Below are 16,245 nucleotides of genomic sequence, written 5' to 3'. Positions count from 1 at the left end.
TTAACATCGCGATGATTTTGATAAACCGCTAACCTAATTTTTTTTCAACACCACCACAGGACAATGAGCATAGCGAATCACTCGTTCTGCTACCGAACCGAGAAAAAATCGACTCAAGCCAGTTTTGCCATGCGATGGAATCACAATTAAATCGGCATTAATCTCCTTAGCATAGTCGAGAATCTCCGAACTGGGGTCGCCAACAGCAACGCCAATATGAACTCCTTCAAACTCCGAAGCTTTAAATCGTTTGTTCAAAGTCTCTTTTACGTGCTGCTGGCGCGAGCGATCGTCTAAAGTATTCCACATCGCCCCAGGTTCAGCTGGATGCAGGTGAGACAGAACGTGCAGAACATACAAATGACTTGCATCCTTCACAAATTCTCGCGCTGGAGATAGTGCCGCAAAAGACTCTTCTGAAAAATCGATCGGAACTAAAACTCGGTCTTTCTGTAACCAACTCATGATTTTAAATTGGTAATTGGTAATTGGTAATTGGTAGTTGGTATTTTCTCCCCCATCCTCCTCAGTTCCCTCAGCTCTCTTCCCCCTGCTCGATCGCTCCCTAATAACTGCTCACTTAAACACGGGCATCTTTCCAGTTTGGAGGCGCTGCATGTAATCTTGTAAATCGGCGGCAACTTTGTTTGACAAGAGGAAGCAGCCCAAGATGTTAGGGAAAGCCATTGACAAAATCATCATGTCGCTGAATTCTAAGACTGCACCGAGGTTGACGACAGCGCCGACAAACACGAAGAAAACAAACAGTGCCTTGTAAACTAAAGTGGTGCGATCGCCAAACAAGTATTCCCAACTGCGTTCGCCGTAGTAACTCCAAGAAATCATCGTGGAGAAAGCAAACAGAAAGATGGCGATCGCTAGTACGATTGGAAACCAGCTAATCGCGGAAGCAAAAGCAACATTTGTGAGTTGCGCCCCGTCTGCTTTGGTGTCGGTGTAAACACCTGTAATCACCACTACCAAAGCTGTCATGTTACAAATCACGACAGTATCGATGAAAGGTTCGAGTAATGCCACAATCCCTTCGCGGATCGGTTCTTCGGTACGGGCGGCGGAATGGGCGATCGCTGCTGAACCGACTCCTGCTTCATTCGAGAAAGAGGCACGGCGAAATCCTTGCACCAATACCCCAATAAATCCTCCGGCGATCGCTTGTGGGAAAAAGGCTTCTCGGAGAATTGTGCCAACTGCACTGGGAATTTGAGGTATGTTCGTCAAAATAATGAATAAAGAGGCGAGGATGTAGATCAAGCACATGGCTGGAACCAGTTTCTCAGCCACCGAACCAATCCGCTTGATGCCACCAATAATCACTAAAGCAACTAATACAGCCATGACTAAACCGTAGAGCCAGTTTCGCCCCTGCAAAAAGGGTATGACTCCCGATACCGCAGCAAAGGACTGGTTTGCCTGGAACATATTGCCACCACCGAAAGACCCACCAATGCAAAACACAGCAAATAGTGGTGCTAGCACTTTACCCAAAGGACGCAGTCCCAGTTCGCCCAAGCCACGCGATAGGTAGTACATCGCCCCGCCGGAAACGCTACCATCCGGCTTGACAATACGATACTTCTGTCCCAAAGTACACTCAACGAACTTACTGGACATCCCTAACAACCCTGCGACAGTCATCCAAAACATTGCCCCAGGACCGCCTAACTGAATGGCGATCGCTACTCCAGCAATATTTCCTAAGCCTACTGTTGCCGATAGTGCCGCTGATAGCGCTTGAAAATGAGTGACTTCTCCTGCTTCTGCTGGATTATCGTAATGTCCTTGCACGACAGAAATCGCGTGACCGAAAGCACGGAAGTTGATGAAACTCATGCGGATTGTAAAAAATACCGCACCAATAATCAACCACAGGACGATAAACGGCATTCCGCCAATGCTAAAGAACAGAATTTGAGACAGCGCTGCTACTAGATAGGAAAAGATAGCATCAATTGCCCCTAAGATTCCTGTCGGCTTACCGTCAGCAGCGTAAGCCGTGCTAGGTATGGCTAGTAACGCTAAACAAAGCCAAGGATATTTTCTCAGCCAATTTAAAAGCTTATGGTGATTCATTAGCGTTTCTTAATTGTGAGTGTTAGCAAAAAATCCTTAATTTTAAGAAAATATAACTTTAGGTCGCAATTAAACTGTTCTTAAGACACAATTTTTTAGCATTTATCAAAAATAAGCTGTAGTATATACTTCCAAAGATAGATATATTGCGATGTTTGGGAATTAGTCACTGGTAGTTGGTAACTGGTAGTCAAGCGTTAGAATTACTTAAGAACTTGACTGATAGATCGCTCTGACTATTCACTCGTACGGGCGGGTTTCACCGCAGAAATTCCAGTCCTAGACTCGGTATTCTCAACATTAAACCCGCCCCTACAACTCACGACTCACTTTTAATATGCCAACAGCTTTGATTACTGGTGCTTCTGCGGGAATTGGTGCTATTTTTGCCCATGAGTTAGCTTCTCGACAAATGGATTTAGTTTTAGTAGCTCGTTCCGCTGACAAATTGCAACAGCTGGCAGCTCAGTTACAAGCACAATATCAAATTCAAGTCTACGTCCTCGTCCACGACCTAACTGTACCAGAAACAGCTACAGCTATCTACAATACGGTAACGGAAAAGGGATTAGAGATCGATCTATTAATCAATAACGCTGGCTTTGGAGATTATGGCGATTTTGCCGAACGAGATGGCGATCGCCAAGTCAGAATGGTACAGTTGAATGTTTTAGCGTTGGTAGACTTGACTCACAAATTTTTACCAGGAATGCGCCAGCGTCGATCTGGAGGTATTATCAATCTTGCTTCTACTGCTGCATTCCAACCGATACCTTACTTTTCTGTTTATGCAGCCAGTAAAGCTTTTGTCCTCAGTTTTAGCGAGGCATTGTGGGCAGAAAATCGCAAGTATGGGGTACGGATTTTAGCTGTTTGTCCTGGTCCCACTGAAACGAAATTTTTCCAAGAGGCTGATTTTCCCACGACTTTTTCAGAGACGATCGCTAAAAATTATATTTCACCTCAGCAAGTTGTCAAAGAATCACTTCAAGCTTTAGAAAAAAACCGTTCTTCGATCGTTCCGGGACTGACAAATAAAATTAGTGCTAATGCTTATCGATTTTTACCGCGCCAAGCTTTAGTCAGTTTAGTTGGAAAAGTGTTTAAGCTTAGTTGAGTTTTTGTTGTCAGGGAACAGGGAACACTTAATTCCGAATACCCGACTACTCGAATTATCAATAATCTATTGCCAACTACCAACTACCCATTATCAATTACCGATTACATATACCGCGTTAATTGGACGCGATAGCGCTCTTTTTTCGTGACGGCGACTTCTCCCACTTCTAATCGTCCTTTGCCGCGAATAGCGATTAAATCTCCAGTTTTGACTTGAGTGCTGGATTGGCTCATTTCTTTCCAGTTAACGCGCACGTCTCCACCTTCGATCAAATCTACCATTTTGCTGCGGGACATCCCAAACCCAGCAGAGGCGATCGCATCTAATCGTAAAGAGGCTTCTACTGTTGTTAATTCCTTTTTTTTCGGTTCTTTAATTCTTAATTCGCTCAGCTCGATCTGCTGAATTTTGACGGGAACGGAACGTACTTGCTTTAAATTCATTGCTAAGAATTCTACTAATTCTGGTACAACAATTGCTTGCGCTCCCCGTTCTCCCAACACAATAATATCGCCAGTTTTGTCCCGTACAATTCCCGTGCCTAGCATCGCCCCTAAAAAGTCGCGATGGGTAGCAGTATCAAATAGAAAGTTCCCGGCAATATCTATTGCTGCTACTGTCACTTGGGATGAATCGAGAGGGACTTCCGCACGAGCGATCGCTAATCGTTGCCGTTCTGCTTGAGGATAACCGCCCCAAGCTACTAATTGTACGTCAGTCAAACGACTAAAAATTTGCTGACTCTCAGCTAACTCTGGGGGCGATAAAAAATCAGTGAGTACTACTTCCCAAGTTTTGATTGCTTGCTCTGCTAGATCGATAACACGAACGATAGTTTCTCGATTTTCTACACCTTTTAATAAGTCTTCTCTCGGCAACATCTTAATTTTCTAACTTTTAGTTGGCTATATATGTTCTATATTGTTTGACACTTATTGTTATCCGCATAAAATCCAACTGCTGTCATTTCTTGTATTTTTGGTACATGTGTTAGCAGCATAGACGTTGCGAGAGGCTCAAACTCAATCGTGTTTCGATCTCCAACCCGTTTTCCTATGCAGATATCCTAACACTAGTCATCTGTTACCAACATTGCATTTGCTCCTTACCTTCACGAATAGCACAGCTCCACTCTTTTCGCCCAGACAGTTCTATGTTATATTTTACACAAATATTTCTTCCGTAAAGAATAGATGTCAACAGCAAAAAACTCAATTCTATTCTGTATCTAGAGATACTTTTATCGCAAGATAAAGAATATGATAATTGGACTGTTTGCAGTATAAAATATTTCTCAAGTCTTTCTAAGATTAAGTAATTATGGCGTTGGTGTTCTCTAGCGATCGCCATCTGGGTGCAGCTCATCGCGTCTAAAGATGCAGACCTTGAAGCGGCGAGCATCATTGGACATGGACTGATTATCGATCTTCTGGGTGCTATAGCAGTTCTAAATGATTTGTAAAGTAGGCTTCTAGCCTGCGGCAGGCTTCTAGCCTGCTCCACGTTCATGAATCAAATAGGATTGCTATAGCACTCAGAAGTGAGTTGAGTTTGTCTTGATTTTCTTACAATTCTACTAAATCAAACAGATGAAAAGAATACTATTTTACGATGATGGCTCTGGCTTTGGCGGTCATAGTATTTCTGCTGTGGATGCAGTTAAATACTTACTAGAAAATACCAACCTCAAGGTTGGATTTATGTTTTATCAAGGAAATCAAAGACTTTACGATCGCTTAACTTTACTATTGCGAGAATTTAAGCACCTCGAACTTTATCCAATAGAGTTCAAAGCAGCAAGATTTAGAAACTTAGGAGCATTATTATCGTTTCCCGTAGTTGCTAAAATTGCTCAAACTATTTCTATTATCAAACCCGATGTAGTCATTGTCGTTCAAGGCACGATCGAACTTAGTTCCCTCGGTTTGCTAGCAGCGAAAAAAGCTAACCTTAAAGCAATTAGCTTTATCCCGCTAACACAATCTTTATCGTTAATGCAAGGCAAACTCTCTAAATTAAGAGATTTCATTAATTTGCATTTTTACAAATTGCCAGATGCATTTATTACGACTAGCGCTCAGGCTAAATATAACTTAGTTCAGCAGGGAGTTAAATCAAACATTTCTGTAGTATATTACGGTCCCGACTTAAGAATATGGCATCGACAGGAGCGAAACATATCTCGGCAAAAATACGGCATAGATAACAGCGATTATGTAGTGGCTCTGGTTGCTAGAATCGAACTCAAACACAAAGGACATGATTTTCTCATTACCTCAATAGCGAAATATGCCAGTAAGCTAGAAAATATCAAATTATTAATTGTAGGTGATGGCTCAGATGAAGCGAAGTTGCAAAAACTCATTCAAACTTCTGGTTTAAGCGAAAGAGTCAAAATTATTCCTTGGGGAGATGACTTATCGTATATCTACTCTGCCATAGACATGCTTGTCATTCCCTCTCGATTAGAAGGATTACCATTAGTTATGTTAGAGGCAATGTACTATGGTTTGCCAATAGTTGCTTCAAACATAGATGGAATGTTAGAAATTTTACCTCAAGAATGGTTATTTCAATTTGGTGACAGTGAAGCTGCTATTGAGACTTTACTCCGAGTTAAAAATAGCGACAATACAGAGTATTTGTTAAATCATAAAAAACGAATTATGACAGAATTCAATCTCGACGAATTTGGCAAAAACTTCTACAAAACTCTTTGTGAAGCATAGATAGAAAACAAGGATTAAGAAATCGCAGTAGAGACGTTACATGTAATGTCTCTACACGATAACTCAGATCAGCCAGTCGTTTCAGCATAGCCTTGGATATTTTCGGGTTCAAATCGACGTAGTACGCTCGTTGCTTGTCGAAGTGTGCCATCCGTGCCTTTAACAACAATTAAATACTTACCTGCATTGAGACGGTTGCGATACGGCAAAGCATCGCCACTACCAAACACCAAACCAGCACCACCACCAGCAAATAGGCTCCCCATACCACCAGCCACAGCACCTAGTAAACCACCAATGACATGATTGCCGATTTCACCCGCCCAAGCAAAGGTATCTAGACCAGACAGCACGCTGAAAGCAACTCCAGAGGCAAAACCAAACGGTACGAGCCAGAAAGCCATCAGTTTTGCTTGTTTAGCAGCTTGCTCGTTGGGATCGATCAAGCCAAACTCATCTGCACTTTTGTATCCTCTACCAAGAATAGTAATGCGATCGGTAGGTATACCTTCTTTTTCTAAAGCTACAGAAGCTGCTTCTGCTTGAATGCGATCGGGTAACACGGCGATAAGGTAATTCATGGAAGTTGGGGACAAGGGGGACAAGGGGGCAAGGGGGACAAGGGGGACAAGGGAGACAAGGGGGACAAGGAGGAAAAGGCGAATTTAGAATAAATTTCTTCCCTGCTCCCTACTCCCTACTCCCTGCTCCCTGTTAACTGTTAAAATATCGTACTGCGGCAGCGAATTACCGAAAGCACAACTTAACCTAACTAAAGGCAACCCTTGAGCTGAGAGTAACGCGCTACTGGAATCACCCCTGGTCTTGTGTATCGCTGCTGTCGCTCAAAGCGAGTAGATAAACAAATTACTCACACGAGCAGACAGTTCACTTATCATTAATAGTGCCTTTTTCCCACTGGATTCCTATCGTTAATCATGGCTAAAGTTCTCGTATCTGACCCAATCGACCAGGCAGGAATTGATATTCTTTCCCAAGTTGCTACTGTTGACGTAAAAATCGGTCTAACACCAGAGCAGTTTGTACAGGCGATCCCAGAGTATGATGCGTTGATGATTCGCTCTGGTAGTCGCATTACTAAAGAAATTATCGAAGCTGGGCATCAACTGAAAATTATCGGTCGTGCTGGTGTGGGCGTAGATAATGTAGACGTACCTGCTGCCACCCGTCAAGGAATTGTCGTCGTCAATTCTCCCGAAGGAAATACGATCGCCGCTGCCGAACACGCGATCGCGATGATGCTGGCATTATCGCGTTACATTCCCGATGCAAACGCTTCTGTCAAACGCGGTGAGTGGGATCGCAAAACCTTTGTGGGGGCAGAAGTCTACAAAAAAACCCTTGGCGTGGTGGGTTTAGGAAAGATTGGTTCCCACGTTGCTACGGCGGCTAAAGCGATGGGAATGAAGTTACTCGCCTACGACCCATTTATTTCTACCGAACGAGCCGAACAGTTAGGTTGCCGCTTAGTCGAGGTAGACATCCTACTACAAGAAGCCGATTACATTACGCTGCACATCCCCAAAACCCCAGAAACAACACATTTAATTAACGCCGAGGCACTGGCTAAAATGAAACCCAATGCTAGGATTATCAACTGTGCTAGGGGTGGCATTATCGATGAAGCGGCGCTAGCAGAAGCACTTAAGGCGGGTAAAATCGCAGGCGCGGCTTTGGATGTCTTCGAGGAAGAACCCTTGAAGGAATCGCCGCTAAGAGCATTAGGAAAAGAAATTATCCTCACCCCTCACCTCGGCGCTTCGACCACAGAAGCACAAGTCAACGTAGCGATCGACGTAGCAGAGCAAATCCGCGATGTCTTGCTAGGCTTACCAGCCCGTTCTGCCGTCAATATCCCTGGACTCAGCCCCGATATTTTGGAAGAACTCAGACCGTACATGCAACTTGCCGAGACTCTGGGTAATTTAGTCGGTCAGCTGGCTGGGGGACGAGTCGATCTACTCAATGTCAAACTGCAAGGGGAACTTGCTACTAATAAGAGCCAACCATTGGTTGTTGCTGCCCTGAAAGGATTGCTTTCTCAAGCACTGCGAGAAAGAGTCAATTACGTCAATGCCAGCGTCGAAGCCAAAGAACGGGGTATTCGGATTATTGAAACGCGAGATGCTGCCATTCGGGATTATGCAGGTTCCTTGCACTTATCAGCCAAGGGTTCGATGGGCGAGCATTCAGTGACGGGGGCGCTATTAGGTGATGGCGAAATTCGCATTACCAACATTGACGAATTCCCGATCAACATTCCTCCCAGTTCGCACATGCTATTCACGCTCCACCGAGATATGCCAGGAATTATTGGTAAACTCGGTTCCCTGCTGGGTAGCTTTAACGTCAACATTGCCAGTATGCAAGTCGGACGCAAAATCGTGCGCGGCGATGCGGTAATGGTACTGAGTTTAGACGACCCCCTGCCCGATGGGATTTTGACTGAAATCACCAAAGTTGCAGGCATTCGCGATGCGTATACAGTAACTTTATAGCAATTAGCGATTAGCAACTAGTTGCTAATCGCTAATTGCTAACCGCTAACTATGGCAAATCACTGGTGGGAAATTCAAATTGTGTGCGATCTAGACCTAGAAGAGACGATCTTCTGGCGACTAGAGGATTTTGGCTGTCGTGGGATGGCAAGCGAACGGCAGAAGAATGATGGTAATGTTTGTTTGGTGAAAGCATATTTGCCACAAGAACAAGTAAAGTTACTTGACTTAGCTGCCCTTTCGCTGTGGTTGCGACAGGATGCCTTGCTGGTAGGATTAGAGCTGCCCAAAATGCAGTGGCATTTAATCGATGAAGAAGACTGGGCAAGCAGTTGGAAACAGTACTGGCAACCGCAGGAAGTGGGCGATCGCATTTTAATTTATCCTGCTTGGCTACCAGTGCCAGAAAAATCAGAGCGACTTTTGCTAAGGCTAGATCCTGGAACTGCTTTTGGTACGGGTAACCATGCCACAACGCAGTTATGTTTAGAAGCCTTAGAAATGCGCTTGGACGATCTTCCCAATTCCAGTCGAGAAGACTTAGTTATTGCAGATATTGGCTGTGGCTCTGGTATTCTCTCAATTGCAGCAATTTTACTTGGTGCTAGCCGAGTTTATGCTGTAGATACAGATATCATGGCAGTCAACGCCACCCACAGCAATCGACAACTCAATCAAATTTCTGCCGATCGCATAATTGTAGGACAGGGTAGCGTCAACACGCTGCCTCAAATGACCCAAGCATCTTTCGACGGCATTGCGTGCAATATCCTAGCAGATGTCATCATTCAATTAATTCCCCAAATTACTTCTGTTTCTAAACCCTCAACTTGGGGCATTCTCAGCGGCATTTTAATCGACCAAGCCCAATCGGTAGCCGATACTTTAGAACATTATGGCTGGACTGTAGCAACTCTTTGGCGACGCAAAGAATGGTGTTGTTTTAATGTGAGACGGTCTTAAATGACCAATGACAAAAAGGCAATTCCTGCCCTATTTATTGTTTATTTTCTCTCAGGGTTTACAGCGCTGCTTTATCAGGTAGTGTGGCAGCGAATGCTGGGATTGTTTTCTGGATCTGATGTGCGATCGGTAACGATTGTGGTTGCCTCGTATTTGTTAGGACTGGGTGTAGGTGGCTGGCTGGGTGGCTGGATTAGCGATCGCCTCAGTAACCGTCAGGCAGTACAAATCTATAGTTGTTGCAATTTTGGAATTGCTATTTTTGCTGTTTGCAGCCGCTTTTTATTTTACGACTTGCTGTTTCTGCAAGGAAAATCTTTGGCACAATCTCCAGCAATGATGTTGGCGATCGTGTTTGTTAGTTTATTAATTCCTACTACCTTGATGGGCGTGTCGCTGCCTCTAGTAACGAAAGCAACTAGCCGTCATGCAAAAGGTGCAGCAGCTCGAATTGGTCTGCTATACGGTTTAAATACGCTCGGATCGGGGCTGGGAACGCTCGTTTCTGGTTGGTATATTATCGGTACTTTTGGATATGAAAAAACAGTTTATTTCGGTGCAATTCTAAGTACTGTAGTGGGAATTATTGCCTGGTCTATTTCTCGTCAGTTTCAGCCTAGCTACCCTGTATTAGTTGCATCAAATACGGCAAATGGCTCGCTGCGATCGCGTTCTCTATGGCAGTGGTGTTTTTTGGTCTTTCTTTCCGGTTTTGCAGCAATTTCTTTAGAGATTATTTGGTTTCGGGTTTTAGATACAGTATTGCAATCGATCGCCTATACATACGCTCATCTTCTCGCGTTTATTCTGATTGGTAATGCCTTAGGAAGTATTGCAGGATCGGCAACAATTCGATTCATTCGTCAACCTCGAAAAGTCTTTTTTGCGATTCAAGCTGGTATAGCGGCTTATTCGCTAATTTCTATTTGGCTGATTAGCATTTACTACCAATCTCATCCGACAGATTTACGTACAGATATCGGCTACATTGACTTAAATAATATTACTTCTATTGTCATCTTGAGATATGTAGTCATACCTGCGGTTATGCTCGTATTGCCAAATTTCTTACTGGGTTTTTATTTTCCCTTAGTACAGAAAGCCGTACAAACAAAAGATAGCCAAATTGGACAGCGAGTCGGTTTCATTCAAGTCGCAAATATCTTAGGCAATACTACAGGTAGCCTGCTGACGGGATTGGTGCTGTTGGATAAGTTCGGTACGGCGGGTTCCTTGCGATTCATTGCGTGGTTGGGACTGGGATTTGCCCTGCTATGTTTCAATCTGAGGAGAGATAAGCTTACGAGTATGCTGGCGATCGCCCTAGCTGTCATCATTGCTGTATTTCCCAATAATACTCATCTCTGGGCAGCTCTACATGGCATTCCAGCCACACAATATTTCCTAGCTGCTGAAGATTCAACAGGTGTAGCCGCCGTCACAGAGGTAAACGGACAAGGGACTTTACTCGCCAGCGGACAAGCGCAAGCCAGTTTCCCTTACATGCAAGTTCACGCCCTCCTGGGCAGTTTACCCGCACTGATTCATCCCCATCCCGCCCAAGTCATAATTATCGGACTGGGTTCGGGGGGGACAGCTCATACAGCAGGAGTAAACCCTGCAACCCGGCAAATTAAAGTCGTAGAGTTACTTGGAGCTGAGTTGACAGTTTTGCGTCAATATGCTCAAACTCCTAACGGTCAGCCGCTCAAATACTTATTTGAAGACCCGCGTTATAAATTTATTGTCGGTGACGGACGGCAAGAGCTGGAACTATCCCAACAAAAATTTGACATCATTGAAGCCGATGCGATCTATCCCTGGCGATCGCGAGCTGGTATGCTCTACTCGCAAGAGTTTTTTCAAGCCGTGCGATCGCACCTCGCCCCTGGTGGTATGTTTGTGGAATGGAACGTAGGTTTAGGCACAGCGCAGACGTTCCGCAGCGTATTCCCTAACGTAATTCAGTTAAGCATGAGCGGCGATTTACACGTTTTAATTGGCAGCGATCGCCCCGTTGACTTCAATCGACAACGGCTATTAAATAAACTAGAGGACGCATCTGTATTGAATTTCTTAGCAAAAGCAAGCGTCAATGTCGAAGCAATTCGTCAAGATGTCAAAACTGCCCAGGTAAATTACTACTCCCACGCCAAAGACGGTCAACCTCAACCTGTTAATACAGACTTATTCCCGCGATCGGAATATTATTTGAATCAGGGGTAATTGGTAATGGGTAGTTGGTAGTTGGTGGTTGCTTCCTCAACTTCCTCAGCTCTCTGGTCACTGGTCACTGGTCACTGGTCACTGTCTCTGGCGTTTTACTGTCGATATATTCGCGCCAGCGCTTGATTTTACCTGCGACAAAATCGGCAATAATGGCATCGTCTGCACGGTTGCGACGACCTGAAGCTTTTTCTGTATCTTCCCAATACCACTCTACGGCAGCGCGATCGCCTTCAATGATAATTTGGCGAATTTCAATTTTGACGTTTGAGGCATAAGTAGCAAAATCTGCTGCTGCTTTGCGGATGGCATCTTTACCTACCCATTTTTGTCCTGGGACGATCAGTTCTCCGTCAGGAGTGAATAAAGCAGCGAAAGCATCTGCATCTCCATTGACCCAGCTATCTCTCGCTTGACGAACGATTGTGCGGATCTGTTCTGGAGATGTAGTTTTTCTCCCTGCTGGGCTGGAATTACTGACATTCATCTGTGTGGGTATACCTGCAAATACTTCGATGCTAATTAAAACAATAGCAATTCCAACCAGAACCGCAATTCCTTTGGAAAGCTTTGCTAACGCTACCCTGTACGATTTAATTTTCACCTGATGTAAGTCGATCTTCATTTATCGAACTATCGAATCCCAGATTGTTTTCGTATCCGCAAACATTTGGAAGCGGCACACCTTGCTATCAACTAGATCGTATACGTGCGCAGCAACTGCACGCAGCGATTTTTGCGTCTCCCGATGGCGACCTACATATGCTCCAATGACAACTACAGAATTTTCTGCATCAAGATAGCGATCGATCTGAAATGAAAACATCTCCCAACGCTCGTTATTGGATTTAAAAACTCCTGCGATGACTGCTTCTGCACCTTGATACGTCTTACCTTGCGGAAATCCATCATTCTGTATCCATGTAAGGTCAGCAGTACAAATTTGCTGAAAAGCATCGTAATCTTTCTCGCGAAAAGCTCTGTATAGCTCTTGAATAACTTCAAGATTTGTCATCGATCGCCTTTTTTCGTACTGTCCAATCTCAATTTAACTCTTGAGAAGGAGCGAGTGCGCGATCGCCACAGTATCGCCCATATAGCAGAGAACAACACTAGGGTAAAAATGTCAACCTGGTAAGTAGATACAGAGAATTAATTTTTGTTTTGTATCTAAGTCAACAATCTCCCGCAAAATGGTAAAGGTAGCTAGTTGAAAAAACGCCCCCAGCAGATATCCCCAGAAAACACTCTAAGTTAGGAGTAGATGAGAAATGCTTGCATACATCCTTGCGTTAGCTGTTGCTATTGGTAGTCTTGGCATCTACCTAGCCGCCTTTTTCTTTCCAGAAATTGGTCGCAAAAACGATATCTATTGGAGCGGCGTAGGGTTGTTCTATGCTTTAGTCTTATGGGTATGTGCCAAGCAGATTACAGGAGGACTCCTATTAGGTCAAGTCGCTGGAGTCGTGTTACTGGGTTGGTATGCGTTCCAAACTCTACAGTTACGCCGCCAACTCACTCCTCAACAACAACAAACAGCTGTACCGAGCGCAGCACAGGTAAAAAGCAACGTTCAAGAGCAAGTCACCAAAATCTCACCCCTACAAAAGCTGTCACAGTTTGGCAAGAAAGCAACGAGTAAAGCGACCGCAGCCAAAGAGCAGCTACAACCAAAAAGTGATGTCAAAAAGGTTCCGACACCGCCAGTAGAATCTACTCCCACTGTAGAAATTGTCGATCGTCGTACTTCTACAGCCCCAGAAACAACCGAGTCAGCGTCTACCTTTGAAGAAAAAATTGCTACAGAAGTGAAAGTGTCTCCCCCAGTCGAAATCGCTACAGAAGTAGAAGTGTCTCCTCCAGCCGAAAACGCTATTGTCGCTCCTGAATCTCAACCAAACCCAGACATTACAGCAGCTACCCCAGTTGAAACCACGCAACCAGAAGAATCGACGACTACCGAAACTGAAACCGAGTTATCCTCACAGAGCGAAGTCACTGAATTACACCGTCCCGATCCCCCCAGTCCCGAATTAGTAGAAGCTGCAATTGAAGATGCAGAAGAAAAGCATCAACCAGCTTCGCCACCTGAGACCGAGGAGAAGTCGTAAGTCGTAAGTATCTGTTTCCCAGCAATACTTTGTAACCATATATAGTCATGCACTCATGTATCGTATTTATGCATGTGTAGAATTTGACTCGATCGCATTTGCTGGGGAAGGGTAATGGTTGTCATAGCTGGGAAACATAAAAATTATTGCATGGTAGGCTGGACATCTGCTATAGCGATTTGTGGTGCGATCGCTAGCCTGGAAAATTTTGCTTCAGCTCAAGTTGTACCAGATAATACATTGGGAACAGAGGGTTCTATTGTTACATCTCAACCTGTCGATCCTACGGTTGATGTTATTTCTGGTGGAGCGACACGAGGCGATAATTTGTTCCACAGTTTCGACTCCTTTTCGGTTTTAACTGGACGCTCTGCTTACTTTAATAACGCCAATAATATTCAAAACATTTTCAGTCGCGTTACAGGTGGCTCCATTTCCAATATTGATGGGTTGCTCAGAGCTAATGGTGCTGCTAGTCTATTTCTGCTCAACCCCAATGGCATCATCTTCGGTACAAATGCCAGGTTAGATATAGGTGGTTCTTTTATCGCTAGTACGGCAAAAAGTCTAAAATTTGCAGATGACACGAGTTTCAGTGCTAGTGCGGAGCAAACCACGCCTTTGCTAACTATCAGCGTTCCGATTGGCTTGCAGTTTGGTGACAGTGCCAAAAGTATTCAGGTGCAAGGAAATGGTCAGGGTGTAAGGACGGGAAGCGATAAGTCTAATGGTCGTGTTGTACTCGATGAGCCAACTGTTGGTTTGCGCGTGCAGCCATATAAAACTTTAGCTTTAGTCGGTGGTGATATAACTTTGTCAGGAGGAACGCTCCATACACGAGGGGGACAGATTGAGTTATCCAGTGTTGCTAGCCCTGGTTTAGTCAAATTAGACTTTACAGATCGAGGCTGGGCTTTCAGCTATGAGGACATTTCAAGCTTTGGAGACATCCAACTATTGGATGCAGCAGTAGTCGATGCTAGTGGTGATGGTGGCGGTAATATCAAAGTTCAGGGCAAGCGAGTCAGCCTAAGAGACGGTTCCGAAATTGAAGCCAGCACCATTGGTTCGAGAGCGGCGGGTACTTTGAATGTGATTGCTTCTGAATCAGTGGAAGCAATCGGTGTAGAAGCGAACGGTAAGTATCCTAGCGGCTTATTTGCTATATCCCCAAGAGGAGGACCTACAGGCGATAGTGGCAAGATAAATGTGGAAACCAAGCGGTTAACCTTACTAAACGGCGCACGGATATCTACCGATACACGTTCTTCAGGGTTAGGAGGCAACTTGCAGGTAAATGCCTTGGAATCAGTGGAAGTGATTGGAACATCATCAGTAAGAAACCCAGCAGGCGATCTATGGCGAAGCTCCTTGCAAGTTCTATCTGCTTCCGATGCCACAGGTAATGCTGGCAATTTAGCTATAGAAACTCAAAGGTTGATTATTAGAGATGGAGGAACTGTAACTGCTGGTACTAGTGGTTCTAGACCAAGGATAGGACGGCAAGCTAGCGCGGGGCAAGGGGGCAGCTTGTCAGTGAAAGCAAAGCAATTGGTTGAAGTGAGTGGTAGAGATAGTAAATTAACATCTGGGTCTGGAGGTGCTAGCACTGCTGGAAACTTGACGATCGAAACAGGGGAGTTGACCGTTCGAGATGAGGCAGAAGTAGGTGTGAGTGGTGGTGGAGCAGGGAACGCAGGCGACATAATTATTAAGGCTCGCTCGATCCACATAGATAATCAAGGAAAAATTGTAGCTGAAACGAGATCGGGTAATGGTGGTAATATTACCTTAGATGTCAACGATTTATTATTGCTCCGTCGCAATAGTCAAATATCGAGTACCGCAGGTACGGCAGAAGCTGGAGGAGATGGAGGCAATATCAATATAGATACGACGTTCTTAGTGGCACTGGAAAACAGCGAGATTGCTGCTAATGCTTTTGCAGGTCGTGGTGGTAATATCGAAATTAATGTCCGAGGGCTGTTTATCTCTCCCGACAGTCGGATCGCTGCGACGAGCGATCGCGGTATTGATGGCGTAGTGACAATAGACGATATAGATGTCGATCCCAGTCAAGGATTAGTTGTATTACCAGTAGAATTAGTCGATGCTTCTAACCAAATTGTGGCTGGTTGTGCTACTGGCAGCGAGAATCAATTCGTCGTCAATGGACGCGGCGGCTTACCACCTAACCCGAGAGAACGACTCAATGCTGAGACAGTCCTAACTGATTGGGCGATGCTGGAACCTGAAGCAGAGAGCCGCTCCAACACAATACCCGATCGCGTCGTAAATTCTGCCCCAACTCAAATTGTCCCAACTCAAATTGTCGAAGCGACTCAATGGGCATTCAACGAAAAAAATGAAGTTATATTGATGGCTGCATCTACAAATAAAATGCGATCGCCTGCATTAAACTGTAACGGAACTTATCCTGCCGCAGAAATACTTCTAAAATAGTTGAATAACCTTGTCCCTATTTT

13 protein-coding genes are annotated in these 16,245 nt (G+C 44.6%); 7 read left to right on the top strand and 6 right to left on the bottom strand.

Annotation, left to right across the window (positions count from 1 at the left end; all coding sequences use genetic code 11):
• Positions 1-33: 33 nt before the first annotated feature.
• Positions 34-465, bottom strand: coding sequence for a universal stress protein (locus M5J74_RS04405; RefSeq protein WP_015152922.1), 432 nt, complete (start codon positions 463-465; stop codon positions 34-36).
• A gap of 111 nt (positions 466-576) precedes the next feature.
• Complete coding sequence (locus M5J74_RS04400; protein ID WP_250015558.1) at positions 577-2,091, bottom strand: sodium:alanine symporter family protein; 1,515 nt, start codon at positions 2,089-2,091, stop codon at positions 577-579.
• 337 nt (positions 2,092-2,428) lie between these two features.
• Between M5J74_RS04400 and M5J74_RS04395 the strand changes: the two genes are divergently transcribed.
• On the top strand, positions 2,429-3,208 hold the full coding sequence (locus M5J74_RS04395; RefSeq protein ID WP_106218945.1) for an SDR family oxidoreductase: 780 nt from the start codon (positions 2,429-2,431) through the stop codon (positions 3,206-3,208).
• Between the two features lie 104 nt (positions 3,209-3,312).
• Here M5J74_RS04395 and M5J74_RS04390 read toward each other — a convergent pair whose 3' ends face one another.
• Positions 3,313-4,092 (bottom strand): photosystem II S4 domain protein, encoded by a 780-nt coding sequence (locus M5J74_RS04390; protein ID WP_106218944.1) that lies wholly within the window; start codon positions 4,090-4,092, stop codon positions 3,313-3,315.
• 708 nt (positions 4,093-4,800) lie between these two features.
• Between M5J74_RS04390 and M5J74_RS04385 the strand changes: the two genes are divergently transcribed.
• Positions 4,801-5,940, top strand: coding sequence for a glycosyltransferase (locus M5J74_RS04385; protein ID WP_250015556.1), 1,140 nt, complete (start codon positions 4,801-4,803; stop codon positions 5,938-5,940).
• A gap of 68 nt (positions 5,941-6,008) precedes the next feature.
• Here the strand turns inward: M5J74_RS04385 and M5J74_RS04380 are convergent, their stop codons facing one another.
• Positions 6,009-6,521 (bottom strand): hypothetical protein, encoded by a 513-nt coding sequence (locus M5J74_RS04380; RefSeq protein WP_106545269.1) that lies wholly within the window; start codon positions 6,519-6,521, stop codon positions 6,009-6,011.
• A 357-nt stretch (positions 6,522-6,878) separates the two neighbouring features.
• Between M5J74_RS04380 and serA the strand changes: the two genes are divergently transcribed.
• From serA to M5J74_RS04365, 3 genes are read left to right on the top strand one after another with little or no spacing between them, the layout of a single operon-like run.
• Complete coding sequence (serA, locus tag M5J74_RS04375) at positions 6,879-8,459, top strand: phosphoglycerate dehydrogenase (RefSeq protein ID WP_015152915.1); 1,581 nt, start codon at positions 6,879-6,881, stop codon at positions 8,457-8,459.
• A 51-nt stretch (positions 8,460-8,510) separates the two neighbouring features.
• Positions 8,511-9,422 carry a 50S ribosomal protein L11 methyltransferase gene (gene prmA / locus M5J74_RS04370; RefSeq protein WP_106167482.1) on the top strand — a complete coding sequence of 304 codons (912 nt, stop codon included), beginning with the start codon at positions 8,511-8,513 and terminating at the stop codon, positions 9,420-9,422.
• Positions 9,423-11,648: a fused MFS/spermidine synthase gene (locus M5J74_RS04365; protein WP_250015554.1), complete on the top strand. Its 2,226-nt coding sequence runs from the start codon at positions 9,423-9,425 to the stop codon at positions 11,646-11,648.
• A gap of 64 nt (positions 11,649-11,712) precedes the next feature.
• Here the strand turns inward: M5J74_RS04365 and M5J74_RS04360 are convergent, their stop codons facing one another.
• Together M5J74_RS04360 and M5J74_RS04355 are read right to left on the bottom strand one after the other, a co-directional pair.
• A complete protein-coding gene (locus tag M5J74_RS04360) occupies positions 11,713-12,273 on the bottom strand; it encodes a nuclear transport factor 2 family protein (RefSeq protein ID WP_250015545.1) in 561 nt (186 codons plus the stop codon).
• Positions 12,274-12,663: a nuclear transport factor 2 family protein gene (locus M5J74_RS04355; RefSeq protein WP_250015543.1), complete on the bottom strand. Its 390-nt coding sequence runs from the start codon at positions 12,661-12,663 to the stop codon at positions 12,274-12,276. It abuts the gene before it with no gap.
• Between the two features lie 256 nt (positions 12,664-12,919).
• Here M5J74_RS04355 and M5J74_RS04350 point away from each other — a divergent pair, with 256 nt between their 5' ends.
• Positions 12,920-13,759 carry a Ycf66 family protein gene (locus M5J74_RS04350; RefSeq protein ID WP_250015541.1) on the top strand — a complete coding sequence of 280 codons (840 nt, stop codon included), beginning with the start codon at positions 12,920-12,922 and terminating at the stop codon, positions 13,757-13,759.
• A gap of 114 nt (positions 13,760-13,873) precedes the next feature.
• The gene (locus M5J74_RS04345; RefSeq protein ID WP_250015539.1) at positions 13,874-16,222 is read left to right on the top strand and encodes a filamentous hemagglutinin N-terminal domain-containing protein; all 2,349 of its coding nucleotides are present in this window, start codon (positions 13,874-13,876) and stop codon (positions 16,220-16,222) included.
• The last annotated feature ends 23 nt before the right edge of the window (positions 16,223-16,245 follow it).

The organism is Chroococcidiopsis sp. CCNUC1 (assembly GCF_023546805.1).
GTDB classification, from domain to species: Bacteria; Cyanobacteriota; Cyanobacteriia; order Cyanobacteriales; family Chroococcidiopsidaceae; genus Chroococcidiopsis; species Chroococcidiopsis thermalis.
Note: the sequence above shows the minus strand (reverse complement) of the source record. Positions and strands in the feature narration are given on the sequence as shown.